The organism is Pseudomonas sp. PGPR40 (assembly GCF_022014505.1).
Lineage (GTDB): Bacteria > Pseudomonadota > Gammaproteobacteria > Pseudomonadales > Pseudomonadaceae > Aquipseudomonas.
This window is the reverse complement of record NZ_JAKLSP010000035.1, coordinates 1-19,998: the sequence shown is the minus strand read 5'-3', so window position 1 is coordinate 19,998 and position 19,998 is coordinate 1. Positions and strand designations below refer to the sequence as shown.

Genomic DNA, 19,998 nt, shown 5'->3' with positions numbered 1-19,998 from the left:
GTCACTAGACGCTCCAGCGATTATCTGGCGATTAACGGCTCAGGCAACCTGGGAAAGTTTGGCGTTGGCCTGGTTCAGGCCTTTCTCCTGGAAGCCGCCGCCCAGGTTCATGCCTTCGGCGTGGATGAACGTCACGTCGTGGATGCCGATGAAAGCCATGACCTGACGCAGGTAGGGTTCCTGATGATCAGAGGTGGCTCCGGCATGGATCCCACCGCGCGCTGTCAGCACGTACGCGCGCTTGCCGTTGAGCAAACCCTGGGGACCGGTTTCGGTGTACTTGAAGGTCACGCCAGCACGCAGAACGTGGTCGAGCCAGGCTTTAAGGGTGCTCGGAATGGCGAAGTTGTACATCGGTGCGGCCATCACCAGCACGTCGGCGGCCAGCAGTTCGTCGGTCAACTGGTTGGAGCGTTCCAGCGAGGCCTGCTCGATGTCGTTGCGTTGTTCGGCAGGTTTCATCCAGCCGCCCAGCAAGTTGATGTCCAGGTGTGGCACCGGGTTGGCGGCTACGTCACGGACAGTGATCTGGTCGTTCGGGTGCGCGGCTTGCCACTGGCTGATGAACGTCTGGGTCAACTGACGGGAAACCGAGTCTTGCTGACGGGCGCTGCTTTCGATGATCAGAACGCGGGACATGGGATGTAGCCTCCATCTGAGAATGCTGTAGGTCGATGGAGTGAAGGTTAAACAGAGTCATATCGATGAAAAAGCGCAAATAACTGCTATAAAGCATCGATAAATTCGTTTATAAGCGGAGCATATCCCCAACTGGGCTGCTCCGCTCGATGTCATTTCGGGGTGCAGGTCAGGTTGATACGCATCTTGATGATGGTCCGGGTGAACTTTGCGGTGGCGTTTTTGTGTTTACCGGCGGGCACTTCGATTGTGCGGTTACGCGGCGCTTCCGGGCCATTGTTGAAAACCACCTTGCAGATCGCATCGGTGCTGCCGTAGTTGTTTACCTGAATGGAGGCGATATCGGCATCTGTATCAAAGGCGTTGTAGTCGATGCTCAAGCCGTTCAATTGCTTTTTAACGTCTATCGGATAAGCAAATGCAGTCAGCGGCAACATCGCCAACACCGCACAACCCGCGATCACACAACACAGTTTATTCATTCGGCAGTCTCCAATAAGGACTGCCAGCTTAGGACAAGAGGAGCTCGACATGAAAGCGCCCCGCGTGACCCTTGATCAATGGCGAACATTGCAGGCCGTGGTCGATCACGGCGGTTTCGCCCAGGCCGCCGAAGCGCTGCACCGCTCGCAATCGTCAGTGAGCTACACCGTAGCGCGCATGCAGGACCAGCTCGGTGTGCCGCTGTTACGTATCGACGGCCGCAAAGCGGTGCTCACCGAAGCCGGCGGCGTGCTGCTACGCCGTTCCCGGCAACTGGTGAAACAGGCCAGCCAACTGGAAGACCTGGCCCATCACATGGAGCAAGGCTGGGAAGCGGAAGTGCGGCTGGTGGTGGATGCCGCCTACCCCAGCGCCCGCCTCGTTCGCGCCCTGACCGCGTTCATGCCGCAAAGCCGTGGCTGCCGGGTGCGTCTGCGCGAAGAAGTGTTGTCGGGTGTCGAGGAAGTATTGCTTGAAGGCGTGGCCGATCTGGCCATCACCGGTTTCAGCATTCCCGGGTATCTGGGCGCGGAATTGAGCGATGTCGAATTCATCGCGGTTGCCCACCCCGAACATTCCTTGCACCGCCTGAACCGCGAGCTGAACTTCCAGGACCTGGAAAGCCAGATGCAAGTGGTGATCCGCGACTCCGGCCGTCAACAGCCGCGAGACGTCGGCTGGCTCGGCGCCGAACAGCGCTGGACCGTCGGCAGCCTGGCCACCGCCGCGACCTTCGTCAGCAGTGGCCTGGGCTTCGCCTGGTTGCCCCGACACATGATCGAGCGCGAACTCAAGGAAGGGACGCTCAAAGTGCTACCGTTGGACCAGGGCGGCAGCCGCAACCCGAGTTTCTATCTGTATTCGAACAAGGACAAACCCTTGGGCCCGGCCACGCAGATTCTCATCGAATTGCTGCGCACCTTCGATACCGCGCCGCTGGATGCGCCCTTCGCTGCCCCCGAACAAGCCTGACACGGAGTGTACCCATGGCCTATTTCGAACATGAAGGTTGCAACCTGCACTATGAGGAATATGGCCACGGCACCCCGTTGCTGCTGGTTCACGGATTGGGTTCCAGCACCCTGGACTGGGAAATGCAGATCCCGGCGCTCTCGGCCCACTATCGGGTGATCGTCCCGGATGTGCGCGGCCACGGGCGCTCCGACAAGCCCCGTGAGCGCTACAGCATCGCCGGGTTCAGCGCCGACCTGATCGCGTTGATCGAGCACTTGAACCTCGGCCCTACACATCTTGTCGGACTTTCGATGGGCGGCATGATCGCCTTTCAACTGGCAGTGGATCAGCCGCAACTGCTCAAGAGCCTGTGCATCGTCAACAGCGCGCCCGAGGTCAAACGGCGCAGCCGCAACGATGACTGGCAGTGGTTCAAACGCTGGAGCCTGATGCGCGTGCTGAGCATGGGCACCATCGGCAAGGCCCTCGGCGCCAAGCTGTTCCCCAGGCCCGAACAAGCTTCGTTACGACAAAAAATAGCGGCGCGCTGGGCAATGAATGACAAACATGCTTATCTCGCCAGCTTCGATGCCATTGTTGGCTGGGGGGTTCAGGAACGACTTTCCAGGGTGTCCTGTCCAACCCTCATCGTCAGCGCCGACCGTGACTACACCCCGGTCGCGCTGAAAGAAACCTATGTAAAACTGCTGCCCGATGCGCGGCTGGTAGTGATCGCCGACTCGCGCCACGCCACCCCACTGGATCAACCCGAACGTTTCAACCAAACGCTGCTCGAATTTCTCAACGCAGTCGACACCACCACTCAGGATCACTGACCCATGCTGAAAAAAATCGCCCTCGCCGCCGGCTCCGTTCTGTTTGCTGCCAACCTGATGGCCGCCACGCCCGCCAAGGCGCCGCACGTGCTGCTGGAAACCACCAATGGCCAGATCGAAATCGAACTGGACCCGGTCAAGGCGCCGATCAGTACCAAGAACTTTCTTGAGTACGTTGACAGCGGCTTCTACAACAACACGATTTTTCACCGTGTGATTCCTGGGTTCATGGTCCAGGGCGGTGGTTTCACTCAACAAATGCAGCAAAAAGAAACCAAGGCGCCGATCAAGAACGAATCCAAAAACGGTTTGCATAACGTGCGCGGGACGTTGTCCATGGCCCGTACGTCTGTCCCGGATTCGGCCACCAGCCAGTTCTTCGTCAACGTCAAAGACAATGACTTCCTCGATCAGGGCGACGGTTACGCGGTGTTCGGCAAAGTAGTCAAGGGCATGGACGTGGTGGACATCATCGTCAACTCGCCAACCACCACCCGTGGTGGCATGAAAGACGTACCGGCCGACCCGGTATTCATCAAGTCGGCCAAGCGCATCGACTGAGAGTAATCTGAACAGGGAGTTTTGAGCGGCCGCCGGTTCTTCCGGCGCCGCTCATATCGTTTAAAGGAGAGCCCGTGCGCGGGCGGAGAACTGATGCTTTATCGCCGTTTTGAAAAACTGATCGATATTTTCCGCGATGCACCGACGGCGGCTCCGCCGGATCGGGTCCTCCCCTTCTACACCTACTACCTGAAGCAGGTTTGGCCGAGTTTCGCCGCCCTCCTGATCATCGGCCTGATCGGTGCGCTGATCGAGGTGGCGCTGTTCAGCTACCTGAGCCGCATCATCGACCTGGCGCAAGGCACGCCCAACGTCAATTTTTTCAAGGAACACGGCATTGAACTGGCCTGGATGGCGGTGGTTGCATTGGTTCTGCGCCCGATATTCGTCGGCTTGCATGACTTGCTGGTACACCAGACCTTGAGTCCCAGCCTGACCAGCCTGATCCGCTGGCAGAACCACAGTTATGTGCTCAAACAGAGCCTCAATTTCTTCCAGAACGACTTCGCCGGGCGCATCGCCCAACGCATCATGCAGACCGGCAACTCGTTGCGCGATTCGGCCGTGCAAGCGGTGGATGCGCTATGGCATGTGCTGATCTACGCGATCAGTTCGCTGGTGCTGTTCGCCGAAGCCGACTGGCGCCTGATGATCCCGCTGCTGACCTGGATCGCCGCTTTCATCGGCGCCCTCTATTACTTCGTGCCACGGGTCAAGGAACGCTCGGTGGTATCGTCCGATGCGCGCTCCAAACTCATGGGGCGGATCGTCGATGGTTATACCAACATCACCACCCTGAAGCTGTTCGCCCATACCAACTTCGAGCAGCAATACGCCCGCGAAGCGATCAAGGAACAAACCGAAAAAGCCCAACTGGCCGGCCGTGTGGTTACCAGCATGGACGTAGTCATCACCAGCATGAACGGCCTGCTGATCGTCAGCACCACGGGCCTTGCACTATGGCTGTGGACGCAATCGCTGATCACGGTGGGCGCCATCGCCCTCGCCACTGGGCTGGTGATCCGCATCGTCAACATGTCTGGCTGGATCATGTGGGTGGTCACTGGCATTTTCGAAAACATCGGCATGGTTCAGGACGGTTTGCAGACCATTTCCCAGCCCGTCAGCATCACCGACCGCGAGCAGGCCAAGCCTTTGAATGTGGCGCGTGGCGAGGTGCGTTTCGAGCACGTCGATTTCCACTACGGCAAGAAAAGCGGGATCATCGGCGACCTCAACCTGACGATCAAACCCGGCGAGAAAATCGGCCTGATCGGCCCGTCCGGTGCCGGCAAATCAACGCTGGTCAATCTGCTGCTGCGCCTCTATGACGTGCAGGGTGGGCGGATTCTCATCGATGGCCAGAACATCGCCGAAGTCGGCCAGGAAAGCCTGCGTGAACGCATCGGCATGATCACCCAAGACACCTCATTGCTACATCGCTCGATCCGCGACAATTTGCTGTACGGCAAACCCGACGCCACCGATGCTGAACTTTGGGAAGCAGTGCACAAGGCCCGCGCCGACGAATTCATCCCCTTGCTGTCGGACTCTGAAGGCCGCACCGGTTTCGATGCTCACGTCGGTGAACGCGGGGTGAAACTCTCCGGTGGTCAGCGTCAGCGGATTGCGATTGCCCGGGTGCTGCTCAAGAACGCGCCGATCCTGATCATGGACGAAGCCACTTCGGCACTGGACTCGGAAGTTGAAGCAGCAATCCAGGAAAGCCTCGAAACCCTGATGGAGGGCAAAACCGTGATCGCCATCGCCCACCGCCTCTCGACCATCGCGCGGATGGACCGCCTGGTGGTGCTGGAAAATGGCAAGATCGCCGAAACCGGCAGCCACGCCGAACTGCTGGCCCGTGGCGGCTTGTATGCGCGGTTGTGGCAGCACCAGACCGGAGGGTTTGTCGGAATCGATTGAGGCAACACGAACCCTGTGGGAGCGGGCTTGCTCGCGAATGCGGAGTGTCAGGCAACTTTAATATCGACTGACACGCCCTCTTCGCGAGCAAGCCCGCTCCCACACTGGATCTCCACTGTCCGCGGGTTACAGCGTCAACACCATCTCATGCCACGCCATCCCGCCATGGTCCGATGCCGAAGGCTTTATGTAGGCAAAACCAAATCCGGCATAGAGCGCAATGTGCTGCTCTTTGCACATCAGATGGATGCTCGCCTTGTTCAGGGCACGCATGCGCTGGATGAACTCACCCAGCAAGCGTTTCGCCAGGCCCTGCCCTTGATAGTCCGGATGCACCACCACCGACATGATCACCACATGCGGGCCGGCCGGGTCATGGCCGATCAGCTCCTTGAACGCCTCGTCCGACATTTCGACCTCAAACGCCGCACCGGAGTTGATGAAACCCGCTACAACGCCATCCACTTCGGCGACGATGAAACCCTTGGGCCAAGTGGCGATGCGGGTGGCGATTTTCTCGCGGGTGGCGGCTTCGTCGCCTTCGTAGGCAACGGTTTCGATGGCATAGCAGCGGTCCAGGTCAGCGGGGCTGACGTGGCGGATGACGGTGTTCATGGCAGCTCGGAATTGGCGTGGGCAAGGTTGGGGATCATAAATCAGCATCAACACGACATCGAGAGGCGGATCACCGATCCGCCGCTCGACTCGCTCATTACGCTTTGAGCGGCAGCCAGATTTCCATCGTGCCGGTGTTGAGCTTCGGGTTGAAATCATCGCTGTAACGTTCGAACTCTGGGGCGTCCGCCGCCTCATGACCGGATTGCGGCAGCCAGGTTTCCCATATGTATTGAAAGGTTTGAGGCAGCGTATCCAGCGAGCCTTTGTGCTCGAACACTGCGTAATACTGAGGCTGAATCTCGACCCAGCGGTATTTCTCGGGGAGGTCGTCGAGCTTGCTGATCTCGACGCCGGCGATGTATTCGAAGCCACCCTTGCCGTCGGGGTTGCAGCAGACGCCGTAGGTCACTTCGCTCTTTTGCCCGGGCACCTTCCCGATGTGAGGGACAAATTGCTCCCACAACTTGGGAATCTGTTTTTTCGCTGTCTCTTGGGTAAATCGCCCGCCAAGCCCCGCTATGAGCATGAAGTGCCCGTTTTCGAAGCGTTGTTTAGCCCTTTCGGCGCCTGTTTGCTCATCCATGACTCAACTCCTTGGAACGATAAAGGTGGGTTCGGCTGGGAGTATAGAAGCCAAACCCGATTCGCCCAGTTACAGTGCGTGCAACTGTTCGATGGCGCCTGAACCGATGAACTCGTTATAGCCCGAGAGGATCACGTAGACCGCGAAATAGCAGAAGATCGCTGCAGATGCCATGTAGGAATAACGCAGCAATTTGTCACCGAGCAGTTTGCCTCCGTGGCTCGCAGCGAAGCACAAACCGACACACCAGAGCACGCCGGCGCACAAGAAACCGCCGAGAAACAACGCCGAGCTGATCGCACCACCGCCGCCGGAACGGGCAATCAGCGTGCCGCCCACCGCGGCAAACCAGAGAATTGCACTGGGCGATGACATGGCGAGAAAAATCCCACGAAAAAACTCCTTGCGGTGGGAGTTGTGACCGACTTCAGCGGTCTGCGCCAACAGCGCTTCATGGTGAATCGCCGAATAAATCATCTTCGCCGCGAAATACACCAGCAACATCGACCCGCCGATCCACAACACCCAACGCACGGTTTCGTACTGCAGCAATACGGTCATGCCGGCCAATGCCAGCACCGCGTAAATCAGGTCGCCCACACACGTCCCCAGCCCCAGGGCAAAGCCTTGAAAATAGCCGCGCTGCATCGCCAGCGTGATCATCGCGATATTGGCCACGCCGATGTCCAGGCATAGCGAAAGGCTCAACAAGAAGCCACTGGTAAATTCCATCGATCCATCCTTCGGAAAAATTTGTTTACATACACGCTGGACAGTCTGCCACAGCTGCCCTTACATTCCGCCACAGGCCACCGCAGTGGCCAGCGTCGCTCGGACGGTTCCGGGCGCTTACGTTATCCGAGGCAACAATGGCCGAACAAGGTTCGCCGCGCCGCTTTGCGCGCATAGATCGACTCCCCCCTTACGTTTTCAACATCACTGCCGAGCTGAAGATGGCCGCCCGTCGTCGCGGCGAAGACATCATCGACTTGAGCATGGGCAACCCCGACGGCGCCACGCCGCCGCACATTGTCGAAAAACTGGTCACTGTCGCCCAGCGCGAAGACACCCACGGCTACTCCACGTCCAAAGGGATTCCGCGCCTGCGCCGGGCGATCTCCAATTGGTACAAGGATCGCTACGAAGTCGACATCGACCCGGAAAGCGAAGCCATCGTCACCATCGGTTCCAAGGAAGGCTTGGCGCATTTGATGCTGGCCACCCTCGATCAGGGTGACACCGTGCTGGTGCCGAACCCGAGTTACCCGATTCACATCTACGGTGCGGTGATTGCCGGCGCCCAGGTGCGCTCGGTGCCGCTGATTCCTGGCGTGGACTTCTTCGCCGAACTGGAACGGGCGATTCGCGGCTCGATCCCGAAACCGAAAATGATGATCCTCGGTTTCCCGTCCAACCCCACCGCCCAGTGTGTGGAGCTGGATTTCTTCGAGCGGGTGATCGCCCTCGCCAAGCAGTACGACGTTTTGGTGGTGCACGACCTGGCTTACGCCGACATCGTCTACGACGGCTGGAAAGCCCCGTCGATCATGCAAGTGCCCGGCGCCAAGGACATCGCGGTGGAGTTTTTCACCTTGTCCAAGAGCTACAACATGGCGGGCTGGCGCATCGGTTTCATGGTCGGCAACCCGGAGCTGGTCAACGCCCTGGCGCGGATCAAGAGCTATCACGACTACGGCACGTTCACCCCGCTGCAAGTCGCGGCCATCGCGGCGCTGGAAGGCGATCAGCAGTGCGTCAAAGACATTGCCGATCAGTATCGGCAGCGGCGCAACGTGCTGGTCAAAGGCCTGCATGAACTGGGCTGGATGGTCGAAAACCCGAAAGCATCGATGTACGTTTGGGCGAAAATTCCCGAGGCTTACGCGCACCTGGGTTCGCTGGAATTCGCCAAGAAGCTGCTGGCCGAGGCCAAGGTCTGTGTCTCGCCGGGTGTGGGATTTGGCGAGTATGGAGATGATCACGTGCGCTTCGCGCTGATCGAAAACCAGGACCGGATTCGTCAGGCCGTGCGCGGGATTCGCGGGATGTTCCGGGCGGATGGGTTGGTTACCAAAACCAACGCCTGACACGATCGTTCCCACGCTCTGCGTGGGAATGCCTCAACGGACGCTCCGCGTTCGGCCTTGGAAGGGACGCGGAGCGTCCCGGGCTGCATTCCCACGCAGAGCGTAGGAACGATCGTCACCCACAAAAAAACCGCATCGCTGCGGTTTTTTTGTGTCTGCTCGAACGCTGTTAAACGAACAACGACAACAGCAGGATAAAGCCCAGGCCCACCACCGACAGGATGGTTTCCATCGCGGTCCAGGTCTTGAAGGTTTCCGCCACGGTCATGTTGAAGTACTGCTTCACCAGCCAGAAACCAGCGTCGTTGACGTGAGACAGGATCAACGAACCGGCACCGGTGGCCAGTACCAGCAGCTCACGGTTCACACCCGGAATCATCCCTACCACCGGGACCACAATGCCAGCGCCAGTAATGGTCGCTACGGTCGCTGAACCGGTCGCGATACGGATCACCGCCGCCACCAGCCAGGCCAGCAAAATCGGCGAGATCTGTGCAGCCACCGCCATGTTGCCGATCACGTTACCTACACCGCTGGTCACCAGCATCTGCTTGAAGCCGCCACCGGCACCGATGATCAGGATGATCGCAGCGGTCGGCGCAAGGCTCGCGTCCAGCCATTTGAGCATCTGTTGCGAACCGATGCCCTGCTTGTAACCGAAGGTGTACAGCGACAGCAGCAACGCCAGCAGCAGCGCCGAGATCGGGTGACCGATCAAGTCCATGAAGGTGCGGAAGAAGTTGCCGTCCGGCAGCGCCACATCGGCAAAGGTCTTGAGCAGCATCAGGAACACGGGTGACAGCACAGTGATCAGGGTGATGCCGAAGCTAGGCAGATCGCCTGCATCCTCATCGCGCACCAGTTGATCCACCAGTTCCTGATTCGGATGACCAGGAATGTGCTTGGCAATGAACGTACCGAAGATCGGGCCAGCAATAATGGCCGTCGGCAGGGCAACGATCAGGCCGTAAAGGATGGTTTTACCGATGTCGGCACCGAACACGCCGATGGCCAGCAATGGACCCGGGTGCGGCGGAACCAGACCGTGCACGGCGGACAGACCGGCCAGCAGCGGGATACCGATCTTGATGATCGACACGCCGGTACGGCGGGCGACGATGAACACCAGCGGGATCAGCAGCACGAAGCCGATTTCGAAGAACAGCGGGATGCCGACCAGGAAGGCCGCGAACATCATGGCCCACTGCACCTTGTCCTTGCCGAAGGCTCGAATCAGGGTCTGGGCGATCTGGTCCGCCCCGCCCGACTCGGCCATCATTTTGCCGAGCATGGTGCCCAGCGCCAGAATGATCCCGACGAAACCGAGCACCCCACCGAAGCCGTCCTGGAACGCCTTGATGATGGTGCTGATCGGCATGCCGGAGGTCAGCCCGAGGAAGGCTGCGGCGATGATCAGGGCGATGAAGGGGTGAAACTTGAACTTGGTGATCAGGACGATAAGTCCGATCACCGTGACCACTGCGTCTAGCAGCAGAAAGGTCTCGTGGGACATGCCAAACATAAGGGGTGTCTCCTGTTTGTTGTTGTTATAAAAGCGATTATTCAAAAGCCGTCAGGACAGCGCTGTCTTTTGGAGCAAAATTCAACCGGCGAGTTTCAAGCCATGATCGAGCCACCAACGATGGGCCAGAGCGGCCAATTCACCGACACTGTGACTTGAAGCATCCAGCGCCAGGGTCAGAGGCTCACCAACGGGCGATTCAAGGGTGGCGAACTGGCTGTCGATCAAGGTCGACGGCATGAAGTGGCCCGGCCGATGAGACACACGATCGGCAGCGACTTCGGGGGTCAGCTCAAGGAAAACGAAGCCCAGGCCTGGCAAGGCACTGCGCAAGCGTTCGCGGTAACTGTGTTTGAGGGCCGAGCACGTCAGCACCGGGCGCTCGCCCTTGGCATCGATGCGGCGCAGTTCATCGCACAGGCTGTCGAGCCAGCCGGCACGGTCTTCATCGTTCAGGGGGATACCCGCGCTCATCTTTTCGATATTGGCGGCAGGGTGGAAAGTGTCGCCTTCAATGGCGGTCGCGCCGCTGAGCTGGCACAGGGCCTGGCTGACGCACGTCTTGCCGCAACCGGCAACGCCCATGATGACCAGGGCGGTGATGGGATGATTCATGTAACACCTCAGCGCGCAGACAGCGCTACCTTTGCTACGTAAGACTCAAGTGCAAAAGCAGAAGTTGCCGACGCCTTCTTGTCATTTTTGTGGGTTGCAGCGTGTTCGTTCTCGAGGCCAAAAAGCGAGGATCAGGCAAAACCCGCTCATGCATTTGCAGCCGCCTCGAGACAGCGCTACCTTAGTGCCTTGAATTTTGTTTGGCAAGCCGTCCGATGAATACCCCTAAAAACGATAAAAATACGCGCACCACTGGCCGCCCTACCCTCAACGAAGTCGCGCGCCTGGCCGGTGTCAGCCCGATTACCGCGTCCCGCGCCCTGCGCGGCGTGAGCACGGTGGCCACCGAACTGGTGGAAAAAGTCCAGAAGGCCGCCCTCGACCTGAACTACGTGGTCAACCCCGCAGCCCGTGCCCTGGCCTCGGCCCAGAGCCATTCCGTGGTGGTTTTGGTGCCGTCGCTGTCCAACCTGCTGTTCATCGATACGCTGGAAGCCATTCATCAGGTTTTGCGACCAAAGGGCTTCGAAGTGCTGATCGGTAACTTCCATTATTCGCGTGATGAAGAAGAAAACCTGCTGCGCAATTACATGGCTTATCAGCCTCGGGGCTTGTTGCTGACCGGTTTCGACCGCACCGAAAGTTCTCGGCGAATGATCGAGGCCAGCAACATTCCCAGCGTCTACATGATGGAACTGGACAGTGCAGCCGGCCTCAATTGCGTCGGTTTTTCTCAAGTCGCCGCCGGCGAAACCGCGGCTGAGCATTTGCTCTCCCGCGGTCGCAAACGCCTGGCCTACATCGGCGCGCAGCTGGATCAACGCACGCTGTTACGTGGCGAAGGTTTCCGTCGCGCGCTGCAAAAGGCCGGTTTGTATGATCCAGCCCTGGAAGTGCTGACCCCGCGCGCCTCCTCCGTGGGGTTGGGTGGTGAACTGTTCCTGCAACTGCTCGCCAACCATCCCGACGTCGATGCGATTTTCTTCGGCAACGACGACCTGGCCCAGGGCGCATTGCTCGAAGCCCTGCGCTGTGGCATCAAGATCCCCGAACAGGTGGCGATCCTCGGCTTCAACGACCTGCCGGCCTCGGCCCACATGGTCCCGCGCCTGAGCAGCATCAGCACCCCACGCGAGGCCATTGGCCGTCGCTCCGCGGAATTGATGCTGACGTTGATGGCTGGCAATTCAGTGGCCAAACCGGTGCAGGATATGGGGTTTGAGTTGAAGGTGCGCGAGAGCACCTGAGGCGCGATCATTCCCAAGCTCCGTATGCTAGATTCCCGTCACCTGGAACAGCAAACGGAGAAGCTCAATGGGACATGCGCTAAAAATTTTGGGTCGAGCATCGTCAATCAACGTCAGAAAAGTCCTTTGGGCCTGCGACGAACTGGGCGTTTCCTACGAACGCGAAGACTGGGGCAGCGGTTTTGCATCGACCCAGAGCCCGGAATTTCTCCAGCTCAACCCCAACGCACAAGTGCCGGTCCTCATCGATGAAGCCGGCGTGCTGTGGGAGTCCAATACCATTTGCCGCTATCTGGCCGGTAAATATCAAAACACTGACCTGTTGCCCATCGAGCCGGCAGCCCGCGCTCGCGTAGAGCAGTGGATGGACTGGCAAGCCACCGAACTCAATCCGTCCTGGGGCTATGCATTTTTTGCGTTGGTCAGGCAATTGCCGGACTTTCAGGATTCGCAACGGATTGCTGATGGCGTTCGCGGCTGGAATGCAAAAATGGGCATCCTCGAACAGCAACTCACGGCGACCGGCGCCTATGTCGCGGGGTCACACTTCACCCTGGCCGATATCCTCATCGGGCTGTCGGTCAACCGCTGGCGAATGACCCCGATGGAGCGCCCGGACTATCCCGCCGTCGACGCCTATTGCCAACGACTGGCGCTGCGGCCGGGGTTCATGGAGCACGCCTGCAACGGCGTGCCTTGATTTAGTAAGCGCAACCCATGTAGGAGCGAGGCCTGCCCGCGAAAGCGATGTGTCAGTCACATTGATGTCGGATGTGCCGCCGTCTTCGCTGGCAAGCCTCGCTCCTACATGGTTTGCGCTTGCCTGACTGGCATTGCAACCATACCCAACAGCGCCCGCACCGCCGCCGAAGGTTCTTTGTCGGGCGCAACCACCAACGCAAACTCGCGATCGATGCGCGGTGTTACAGGCACTACCCGCAAGCCTTGTCGATGGGTCGGCAGGGTCATTTCCGGTACCAGGGTCACACCGATGTTTTCCCGCACCAGGGTGAACGCACTGCTCCACTCCCGCACCTCGGCCCGCACATCCAACAGTTGCAGCCCGGCGTCGATGGCCAGGCTGCGGGCATTGGTCGAACAACCGCCCGTGGCCAGCACAAAGGGTTGCTCCGCCAGTTCCGCCAGTGAGACGCCCTCCTCATTCGAGCGGCGCGCCAAGGGATGGCCACCGGGCAAAACCGCCACCCAGGCATCATGCCCCAAACGACCGGCACTACGCTCGGGGGTCGGGTTCAGTACCACACCGACATCCACCAGTCCGGTGCCGAGCAGGGTTTCCACTTCATCGTCGCTGACCTCTAGGGCCACCACTTGAATGCCGGGATACAGTCGATTGAACTGGCGCAGTAACGGCGGCAGAAAGGTCGCCAGCACCAACGGGAAACTCGCCAGGCGAATCGTCCCGCGCTGGATATCCTTGGCGGCATCGACGGTATTGCGAATGTTCTCGAGAGCACCGAGCATGGTGCGCGCCTGTTCGATCACAGGCATGCCGATGGCAGTCGGCAGGGTCTGACGGTTTTCCCGGCTGAACAGCTGAACGCCCAGGGTTTCTTCGATCAATGCCAGCGCCTGACTGGCACCGGACTGGGTCATTCCAACCCGCTCGGCGGCCCGGGTAATGTTGCCGGTATCGGCCACCGCCACCACCATTCGCCAGTGCATCAAATTCATCATGGCAGTAGCTTTCCTAATGGCAGTTTTCTGAAAGATTAATTTTACCGAGCGTGCTGCGCACTATGACACTGGCGCAAACCCGCAACCAGAGCCCTGCCCATGAAGTTGTATTACGCCCCGCAAGCCTGCTCATTGGCGCCGCACATTGTGCTGCGCGAACTGGATTTGCCATTCGAGTTGGTCCACGTCGACAACAGCACCAAGCAAACCGTCACCGGCGAGGACTTCCTCGCCATCAACCCCAAAGGCTATGTCGCGGCATTGCAGCTGGAAAACGGCGATGTGCTGACCGAAGGCCCGGCGATCCTGCAGTACCTGGCGGATCTACGCCCCGAAGCGAACCTGGCACCGGCAAACGGGACGTTCGAGCGGGTGCGTTTGCAGGAATGGCTGAACTTCGTTTCGACCGAGATTCATGGCGGGCTGGGTTGGCTGTTCAGTTCGCAGTTACCGGACGAGGTGAAAGCGCTCATCAAAGAGAAGCTGTTCAAGCGCTTTATCGTGTTGAGTCAGACGCTGGAGCGGCAGGATTATTTGACGGCTGGCGGATTTGGTATCGCCGACGCGTATCTGTTTACGGTGTTGCGCTGGACTCAGGTGTTTGGCATCGATTTGAATCAGTGGCCGGCGTTAATGCGGTTTCAGGGACGGATCGATCAGCGGCCAAGCGTGAAAGCGGCGTTGGCTGCGGAGGGGTAAAAAAAAGGAGCCCGAAAACTCAGGCTCCTTTGACGCGGGATCAGTGGCCGAACACACCCACCTTCTTGGCTTTCTTGTCCGCACGCTTCTCAATCGCGGTTTTCGCCGGCTTTTTTTTCGCCGCTTTCTTTGAATCCATACCTTTGGACATGATACGTACTCCACTCAGACCGGATGTGAGATCAGGTATACACCTATCCCCGCGCGCGTGTTCTTTTATAATCACCCGCTTTGCATACCGACTGTCCGAGCCCATGCCCAACACCCAATACACCTTGCTCGACGAGCCGTTATGGCCGTTGATGAACAAGTTTTACCGCGCCCACCAGTCGTCGATGAAAGCTGTGCGCGATGCTCAATTGTGGGTAGCGCGTCGCGAGGAGATTGTCGCCGCACTGTGCCTGCGTCCGGTATCGGGCGGGCATTGGCTGACGGGGCTGTTTGTCGATCCGGCGTGTCGTGAACAAGGTGTCGCTGCAGCGTTGATCGCTGAAGCGGTGAAGCATTTGGAAGCGCCAGTGTGGTTGTTCTGCCATCCGGACTTGCGCGGCTTTTATGAGCGCCGCGGTTTTACGTTCGACCCGCCCCTGCCTTACGCCCTGGCTGAGCGGTTGAGCCGTTATGCGCGCAGCAAACCGATGATTGCCATGGGGCTGGTACCGAAGCACTAGAGACTTGTGAAGATTAAATGTGGGAGCGGGCTTGCTCGCGAAGAGGCCGTCACACCCGACATCTCTATCGACTGATACTCCGCTTTCGCGAGCAAGCCCGCTCCCACAGTGTTTTGTGTTGGATTCGAAGGACGATCTCAGTCATCCGCCGCAGGATCGAGGTCCGGAAACATCACCTCGGTAAACCCGAATTTGCTGAAGTCACTGATGCGCGACGGGTATAACCGGCCGATCAGGTGATCGCATTCATGCTGCACCACCCGCGCGTGGAACCCCGAGGCAATGCGCACAATCGGTTCGCCCTTGGGATCGAAGCCTTCATAGCGAATCTGCTGATAGCGATCCACCGCCCCACGCAGGCCCGGCACCGACAGGCAACCTTCGAAACCCTCTTCGAGGGTCGGGCTCAATGGCGTGATCAGCGGATTGATCAGAATCGTCTGCGGCACCGCTTCGGCGTCCGGATAGCGTTCGCTGTGTTCGAAACCAAAGATCACCAGTTGCAGGTCGACACCGATCTGCGGCGCGGCCAGACCGACCCCACCGACGCTTTCCATGGTCTGGAACATGTCGTCGATCAGTTGCCACAACTCAGGGCTGTCGAACATTTCTGCCGGCACCGGCGGGGCAATGCGCAGCAGGCGCTCATCGCCCATTTTCAGAATTTCACGGATCATTTTATGGCTTCGTCAGTCGACTTGATTGAATGGTCCCGTCCCAGTCCCGAAACGTGATGTTTTTCTTCATGGCCAGGACCATGCTCACCGGGGACCTTCTCGCCAGGGTCTTTGCCCTCGCGTGACATGTGCTCGATCACCGCGTTCATTTCCGCGCCGAGCAACATCACTGCGGCGGATATATAGAAGTACAGCAGCAATACGATGATCGCGCCGATACTGCCATACATGGCGTCATAATTGGCGAAGGTTTTGACGTAATAAGCGAAGCCCAGCGAGGCGAGGATCCACACCACCACGGACAACACCGCACCCGGGGTGATGAAGCGAAACTCTTGTTTGACATCGGGCATGACGTAGTAAATCAGCGCCACCGCCATCATCAGCAGAATCACGATCACCGGCCAGCGGACGATGGTCCAGACGGTCACGATAAAATCTTCAAGACCGACTTGCGCGGCGATCCAGCCCATCACCTGCGGTCCGAGCACCATCAGCGCGGCAGCGATCAGCAACATACCGGCGATGCCGACGGTATAAATGATCGACAGCGGAAAACGCTTCCACGCCGGGCGGCCTTCGACCACATCGTAGGCGGCGTTCATCGCGCTCATCATCAGCCGTACGCCTGCAGAGGCAGTCCACAGGGCGATCACGATACCGACCGACAGCAAACCACCCTTGGATTGCTGGAGCTGGTCGATCACCGGGTTCACCTGTTCCAGCGCCTGGGGTGGCAATACCAGTTCCGATTGCAGGCGCAGCCAGGAGAAGAAGTCCGGCAAGTGCAGGAAGCCGATCAGGGCGATCAGAAACAGGATGAAAGGAAAAAGCGAGAACAGCATTTGATAGGCCAGCGCCGAGGCATAGGTCGACATCTCGTCGGCGACGAACTCGGTGACCGTGCGCATCATCACGCGATGCAGGGGCAAGCCTTTCATGGTCGGAAAAAACATTAGCGTCTCCTTTCGCCGCAAAAAGGTTGAAGTCATGGCGACTCAGGGGCCGTTTTTCTACAACAAATTAGCCTACTTGGCGACTTTGAAACAATTTCCTTGCTCAAGTTCAAGCTGACACAGAAACGGCCATCCACGGATGGCCGTTTCTGTTACTCGTCAACGCCGGATTACGCCTTGTCGATGCCTTTTTTGAGCGCATCCTTGGCCTTGCCAATCTTCTGCTGGTTTTCGCCTTTCCTTTCTTGAGCCACGCCTTCGGACCGCAGCCTCTCGTTGTCAGTGGCCTTGCCAACGCCTTGTTTGACGTTGCCGGCCGCTTCATTTGCCATACCTTTTACTTTGTCGCCGGTGCTGCTCATGGCATTTCTCCTATGAACATTTCAACGGGGAAAGTGGTTACACAAGGATTGACCGGGGGCCTTTGCGCGGAGTTTCATTTATTTATTAACCGGACATTTCGCAGATCAGGCTTTATGTTTACAGGCTTTGCCCCGAGAATGCGCAACGTATTCAGGCCATGGCGCTGAAGATCCAATCCCGTAGGAATGTTATGAAACTCGATAAAAAGCAGGCCATTGCCCGCAGAAACCAGGAACTCGGCGGTGCTGTGCTTGGCGTCAACAACTGCCATTTCACCGAATTGAACCGCAACCGCAATATTTTCTGGTTCGATATTCCGGTCGCGCGCCTGGCCGTTGGTCAGTACGAATGGATTCACTTGCTGATGCACACCCCGGATACCGACGAACTGCTGCACCTGAAAGTGCCGACGGTGTTCCTGCGCGAGAAACTCGAAGGCCTGGTAGTGCGCAACCAGGGCAAACGCAAGGCAGCCCTGAGCCTGGAACTGAGCGCCGACAAGGACTCCTACCTGCAGGACATGCGTCCGGCCGGCACCAATGTTGATTTCGCGCAGTTCCGGCAGTAACCCTCCGTTGATCGTTCCCACGCTCTGCGTGGGAATGCCGCCACGGACGCTCCGCGTCCGATGCTGGGACGCAGAGCGTCCCGGGCTGCGTTACCACGCAGAGCGTGGGAACGATCAGTCAGGCAACAAAAAGCCCCGCATCTGCGGGGCTTTTGTTTGACTAGGCGCTGACTTTCTTCACGCCCAGTTTCTTCAGCTCTTCGTCACGCAGTTCGCGGCGCAGGATCTTGCCGACGTTGGTGGTCGGCAGGGCGTCGCGGAACTCCACGGCTTTGGGCACTTTGTAGCCGGTAACGTTGGCGCGCATGTGCTCCATCACCTGTTCCTTGGTCAGGGTCACACCTGGCTTGGCGACGATGAAGATCTTGATCGCCTCGCCGGACTTCTCGTCCGGTACACCGATGGCCGCGCATTGCAACACGCCCGGCAGGGTCGCCAGCACGTCTTCCAGTTCGTTGGGGTACACGTTGAAACCGGAGACCAGAATCATGTCTTTCTTGCGATCGACAATGCGCATGTAACCGTCTGGCTGGATCAGCGCGATGTCACCGGTCTTCAACCAGCCTTCGCTGTCGAGCATTTCATCGGTGGCGTCCTGACGCTGCCAGTAGCCCTTCATGACTTGCGGACCTTTCACACACAGCTCACCGATGGCGCCCAACGGCTGTTCAACACCGGCATCGTCGATGACTTTGCACAGGGTCGACGGCACCGGAATACCGATGGTACCGATCTGGATGTTCTGGCTCGGGTTCACCGTGGCCACCGGGCTGGTTTCGGTCATGCCGTAACCTTCGCAGATCGGGCAACCGGTAACCGCTTTCCAGCGCTCGGCCGTGGCCAGTTGCAAGGCCATACCGCCGGACAGGGTGATTTTCAGGCTGGAGAAATCCAGCTTGCGGAACGCTTCGTTATTGCACAACGCGACGAACAGCGTGTTCAGGCCGACGAAACCGCTGAACTTCCATTTCGACAGTTCCTTGACCATCGCCGTCAGGTCGCGCGGGTTGCTGATCAGAATGTTGTGGTTGCCGATCAGCATCATCGCCATGCAATGAAAGGTGAAGGCATAGATGTGGTACAGCGGCAGCGGCGTGATCAGGATCTCGCAACCTTCGTTGAGGTTGGAGCCCATCAGCGCCTTGCACTGCAGCATGTTCGCCACCAGATTGCGGTGGGTCAACATCGCGCCCTTGGCCACGCCGGTAGTGCCACCGGTGTATTGCAACACGGCAACGTCGCTGCTGGCCGGGTTGGCTTCAGTCACTGGCTGGCCATGGCCCTTGCTCAGCACATCATTGAATTTGATGGCCTTGGGCAAGTGATACGCCGGGACCATCTTCTTCACGTACTTGATGACGCTGTTGACCAGCAGGCGCTTGAGCGGCGGCAGCAGGTCGGCCACTTCAGTGACGATCACGTGCTTGACGCCGGTTTTCGGCACGACGGTCTCGGCCAGATGCGCCATGTTGGCCAGGCACACCAGGGCTTTGGCTCCAGAGTCGTTGAATTGGTGTTCCATCTCCCGCGCGGTGTACAACGGGTTGGTATTGACCACGATCAACCCGGCGCGGATCGCACCGAAGACGGCGACCGGGTACTGCAACACGTTGGGCAGTTGCACGGCGATTCGATCGCCGGGTTGCAAATCGGTATGCTGTTGCAGGTAAGCGGCAAAGGCACCGGACAATTCGTACAGCTCACCGTAGGTGATTGTCTTGCCCAGGTTGCTGAATGCCGGTTTGTCAGCGAAGCGTTGGCAGGATTGCTTCAACACTGCCTGAATATTCGGATACTCGTCTGGATTGATCTCGGCAGCAATTCCAGCTGGGTACTTATCCTTCCAAAAGTCTTCGATCATGGAAGCCCACTCCTCAGCAACGCGAATTCAAATACCGCATTTGATGCGATTATTATTGGTGTTTGATTATTGGTGAGTCTGGCTTTTACAAGGCCGAGAAGTCACAAAAGCGCGCCGAGAGTAGCAGCTTTGCCAAGGGGCTACCAGAGCCTAAATCGGCCTCTATGGTCACGTTTAAGACTCTTGAATATTTAATAGTCACTTTTAGAGCAAAAATTCTACGCGACCTTGAAAGCCCCGTATGTTGGGCCTCTTCCCTTAAAAGCATCGCGAGAAGGCCCCAACACCAGTCAGTAAGACACGGAATCCTGTAGGAGATTCCCCGCCGCCAAGGCGCCGCGCTGTCGCGCAACAAACAAGTGAATGCGCCAGGCATCAAGCACGATGAGAGGCTGATACCGCAACGGCATGTAGCGTCAGAGCAGACTTGTTAG

22 protein-coding genes are annotated in these 19,998 nt (G+C 58.5%); 10 read left to right on the top strand and 12 right to left on the bottom strand.

All coding sequences use genetic code 11. From position 1 onward, the window contains the following. Nucleotides 1-39 precede the first annotated feature (39 nt). Complete coding sequence (locus MEB48_RS25070; RefSeq protein ID WP_030131891.1) at nucleotides 40-639, bottom strand: FMN-dependent NADH-azoreductase; 600 nt, start codon at nucleotides 637-639, stop codon at nucleotides 40-42. A gap of 152 nt (nucleotides 640-791) precedes the next feature. Beyond that, a complete protein-coding gene (locus MEB48_RS25065) occupies nucleotides 792-1,121 on the bottom strand; it encodes a 3-phosphoglycerate kinase (RefSeq protein ID WP_237886504.1) in 330 nt (109 codons plus the stop codon). A 49-nt stretch (nucleotides 1,122-1,170) separates the two neighbouring features. Here MEB48_RS25065 and MEB48_RS25060 point away from each other — a divergent pair, with 49 nt between their 5' ends. The 4 genes from MEB48_RS25060 (at nucleotide 1,171) to MEB48_RS25045 (ending at nucleotide 5,399) form a co-directional block, all read left to right on the top strand. Beyond that, nucleotides 1,171-2,094, top strand: coding sequence for a LysR family transcriptional regulator (locus MEB48_RS25060; RefSeq protein WP_008069097.1), 924 nt, complete (start codon nucleotides 1,171-1,173; stop codon nucleotides 2,092-2,094). Between the two features lie 14 nt (nucleotides 2,095-2,108). Continuing rightward, the gene (locus tag MEB48_RS25055) at nucleotides 2,109-2,912 is read left to right on the top strand and encodes an alpha/beta fold hydrolase (RefSeq protein ID WP_237886503.1); all 804 of its coding nucleotides are present in this window, start codon (nucleotides 2,109-2,111) and stop codon (nucleotides 2,910-2,912) included. A 3-nt stretch (nucleotides 2,913-2,915) separates the two neighbouring features. Continuing rightward, nucleotides 2,916-3,473 carry a peptidylprolyl isomerase gene (locus tag MEB48_RS25050; protein ID WP_237886502.1) on the top strand — a complete coding sequence of 186 codons (558 nt, stop codon included), beginning with the start codon at nucleotides 2,916-2,918 and terminating at the stop codon, nucleotides 3,471-3,473. Nucleotides 3,474-3,566: 93 nt separating this feature from the next. Beyond that, nucleotides 3,567-5,399 carry an ABC transporter ATP-binding protein gene (locus tag MEB48_RS25045; RefSeq protein ID WP_237886501.1) on the top strand — a complete coding sequence of 611 codons (1,833 nt, stop codon included), beginning with the start codon at nucleotides 3,567-3,569 and terminating at the stop codon, nucleotides 5,397-5,399. Nucleotides 5,400-5,525: 126 nt separating this feature from the next. On the opposite strand, the gene MEB48_RS25040 is transcribed toward MEB48_RS25045, so the two are convergent. From MEB48_RS25040 to MEB48_RS25030, 3 genes are all read right to left on the bottom strand, one after another. Next, a complete protein-coding gene (locus MEB48_RS25040) occupies nucleotides 5,526-6,014 on the bottom strand; it encodes a GNAT family N-acetyltransferase (RefSeq protein ID WP_237886500.1) in 489 nt (162 codons plus the stop codon). A 97-nt stretch (nucleotides 6,015-6,111) separates the two neighbouring features. After that, nucleotides 6,112-6,600 carry a GyrI-like domain-containing protein gene (locus MEB48_RS25035; protein ID WP_237886499.1) on the bottom strand — a complete coding sequence of 163 codons (489 nt, stop codon included), beginning with the start codon at nucleotides 6,598-6,600 and terminating at the stop codon, nucleotides 6,112-6,114. Between the two features lie 69 nt (nucleotides 6,601-6,669). Next, nucleotides 6,670-7,332: a LysE family translocator gene (locus tag MEB48_RS25030; RefSeq protein ID WP_237886498.1), complete on the bottom strand. Its 663-nt coding sequence runs from the start codon at nucleotides 7,330-7,332 to the stop codon at nucleotides 6,670-6,672. Nucleotides 7,333-7,469: 137 nt separating this feature from the next. Between MEB48_RS25030 and alaC the strand changes: the two genes are divergently transcribed. Beyond that, entirely contained in the window at nucleotides 7,470-8,687 is a 1,218-nt protein-coding gene (alaC, locus tag MEB48_RS25025) for an alanine transaminase (protein ID WP_237886497.1), read from the top strand. 169 nt (nucleotides 8,688-8,856) lie between these two features. Here alaC and MEB48_RS25020 read toward each other — a convergent pair whose 3' ends face one another. Further along, a complete protein-coding gene (locus MEB48_RS25020; RefSeq protein WP_237886496.1) occupies nucleotides 8,857-10,209 on the bottom strand; it encodes a GntP family permease in 1,353 nt (450 codons plus the stop codon). 81 nt (nucleotides 10,210-10,290) lie between these two features. Then, nucleotides 10,291-10,824, bottom strand: a complete 534-nt coding sequence (locus MEB48_RS25015) for a gluconokinase (protein ID WP_237886495.1) — start codon at nucleotides 10,822-10,824, stop codon at nucleotides 10,291-10,293. A gap of 215 nt (nucleotides 10,825-11,039) precedes the next feature. Between MEB48_RS25015 and MEB48_RS25010 the strand changes: the two genes are divergently transcribed. Together MEB48_RS25010 and MEB48_RS25005 are read left to right on the top strand one after the other, a co-directional pair. After that, nucleotides 11,040-12,071, top strand: coding sequence for a LacI family DNA-binding transcriptional regulator (locus MEB48_RS25010; RefSeq protein ID WP_237886494.1), 1,032 nt, complete (start codon nucleotides 11,040-11,042; stop codon nucleotides 12,069-12,071). Nucleotides 12,072-12,138: 67 nt separating this feature from the next. Beyond that, on the top strand, nucleotides 12,139-12,771 hold the full coding sequence (locus MEB48_RS25005; RefSeq protein ID WP_237886493.1) for a glutathione S-transferase family protein: 633 nt from the start codon (nucleotides 12,139-12,141) through the stop codon (nucleotides 12,769-12,771). A 104-nt stretch (nucleotides 12,772-12,875) separates the two neighbouring features. Here MEB48_RS25005 and MEB48_RS25000 read toward each other — a convergent pair whose 3' ends face one another. Continuing rightward, nucleotides 12,876-13,769, bottom strand: a complete 894-nt coding sequence (locus MEB48_RS25000; RefSeq protein ID WP_237886492.1) for a LysR family transcriptional regulator — start codon at nucleotides 13,767-13,769, stop codon at nucleotides 12,876-12,878. Between the two features lie 99 nt (nucleotides 13,770-13,868). Between MEB48_RS25000 and gstA the strand changes: the two genes are divergently transcribed. Continuing rightward, nucleotides 13,869-14,468, top strand: a complete 600-nt coding sequence (gstA, locus tag MEB48_RS24995; protein WP_237886491.1) for a glutathione transferase GstA — start codon at nucleotides 13,869-13,871, stop codon at nucleotides 14,466-14,468. Between the two features lie 254 nt (nucleotides 14,469-14,722). After that, complete coding sequence (locus tag MEB48_RS24990; protein ID WP_237886490.1) at nucleotides 14,723-15,139, top strand: GNAT family N-acetyltransferase; 417 nt, start codon at nucleotides 14,723-14,725, stop codon at nucleotides 15,137-15,139. 137 nt (nucleotides 15,140-15,276) lie between these two features. Here MEB48_RS24990 and def read toward each other — a convergent pair whose 3' ends face one another. From def to MEB48_RS24975, 3 genes are all read right to left on the bottom strand, one after another. Next, complete coding sequence (gene def / locus MEB48_RS24985) at nucleotides 15,277-15,816, bottom strand: peptide deformylase (RefSeq protein ID WP_008009487.1); 540 nt, start codon at nucleotides 15,814-15,816, stop codon at nucleotides 15,277-15,279. Beyond that, nucleotides 15,813-16,772, bottom strand: coding sequence for a YihY/virulence factor BrkB family protein (locus MEB48_RS24980; protein ID WP_237886489.1), 960 nt, complete (start codon nucleotides 16,770-16,772; stop codon nucleotides 15,813-15,815). The genes def and MEB48_RS24980 overlap by 4 nt, the downstream gene beginning before the upstream one ends. Before the next feature lie 170 nt (nucleotides 16,773-16,942). Beyond that, on the bottom strand, nucleotides 16,943-17,134 hold the full coding sequence (locus MEB48_RS24975) for a CsbD family protein (protein WP_237886488.1): 192 nt from the start codon (nucleotides 17,132-17,134) through the stop codon (nucleotides 16,943-16,945). A 191-nt stretch (nucleotides 17,135-17,325) separates the two neighbouring features. Between MEB48_RS24975 and MEB48_RS24970 the strand changes: the two genes are divergently transcribed. Then, on the top strand, nucleotides 17,326-17,703 hold the full coding sequence (locus MEB48_RS24970; protein WP_192343899.1) for a hypothetical protein: 378 nt from the start codon (nucleotides 17,326-17,328) through the stop codon (nucleotides 17,701-17,703). A 160-nt stretch (nucleotides 17,704-17,863) separates the two neighbouring features. On the opposite strand, the gene fadD1 is transcribed toward MEB48_RS24970, so the two are convergent. Next, nucleotides 17,864-19,564, bottom strand: coding sequence for a long-chain-fatty-acid--CoA ligase FadD1 (gene fadD1 / locus MEB48_RS24965; protein WP_237886487.1), 1,701 nt, complete (start codon nucleotides 19,562-19,564; stop codon nucleotides 17,864-17,866). Between the last annotated feature and the right edge of the window lie 434 nt (nucleotides 19,565-19,998).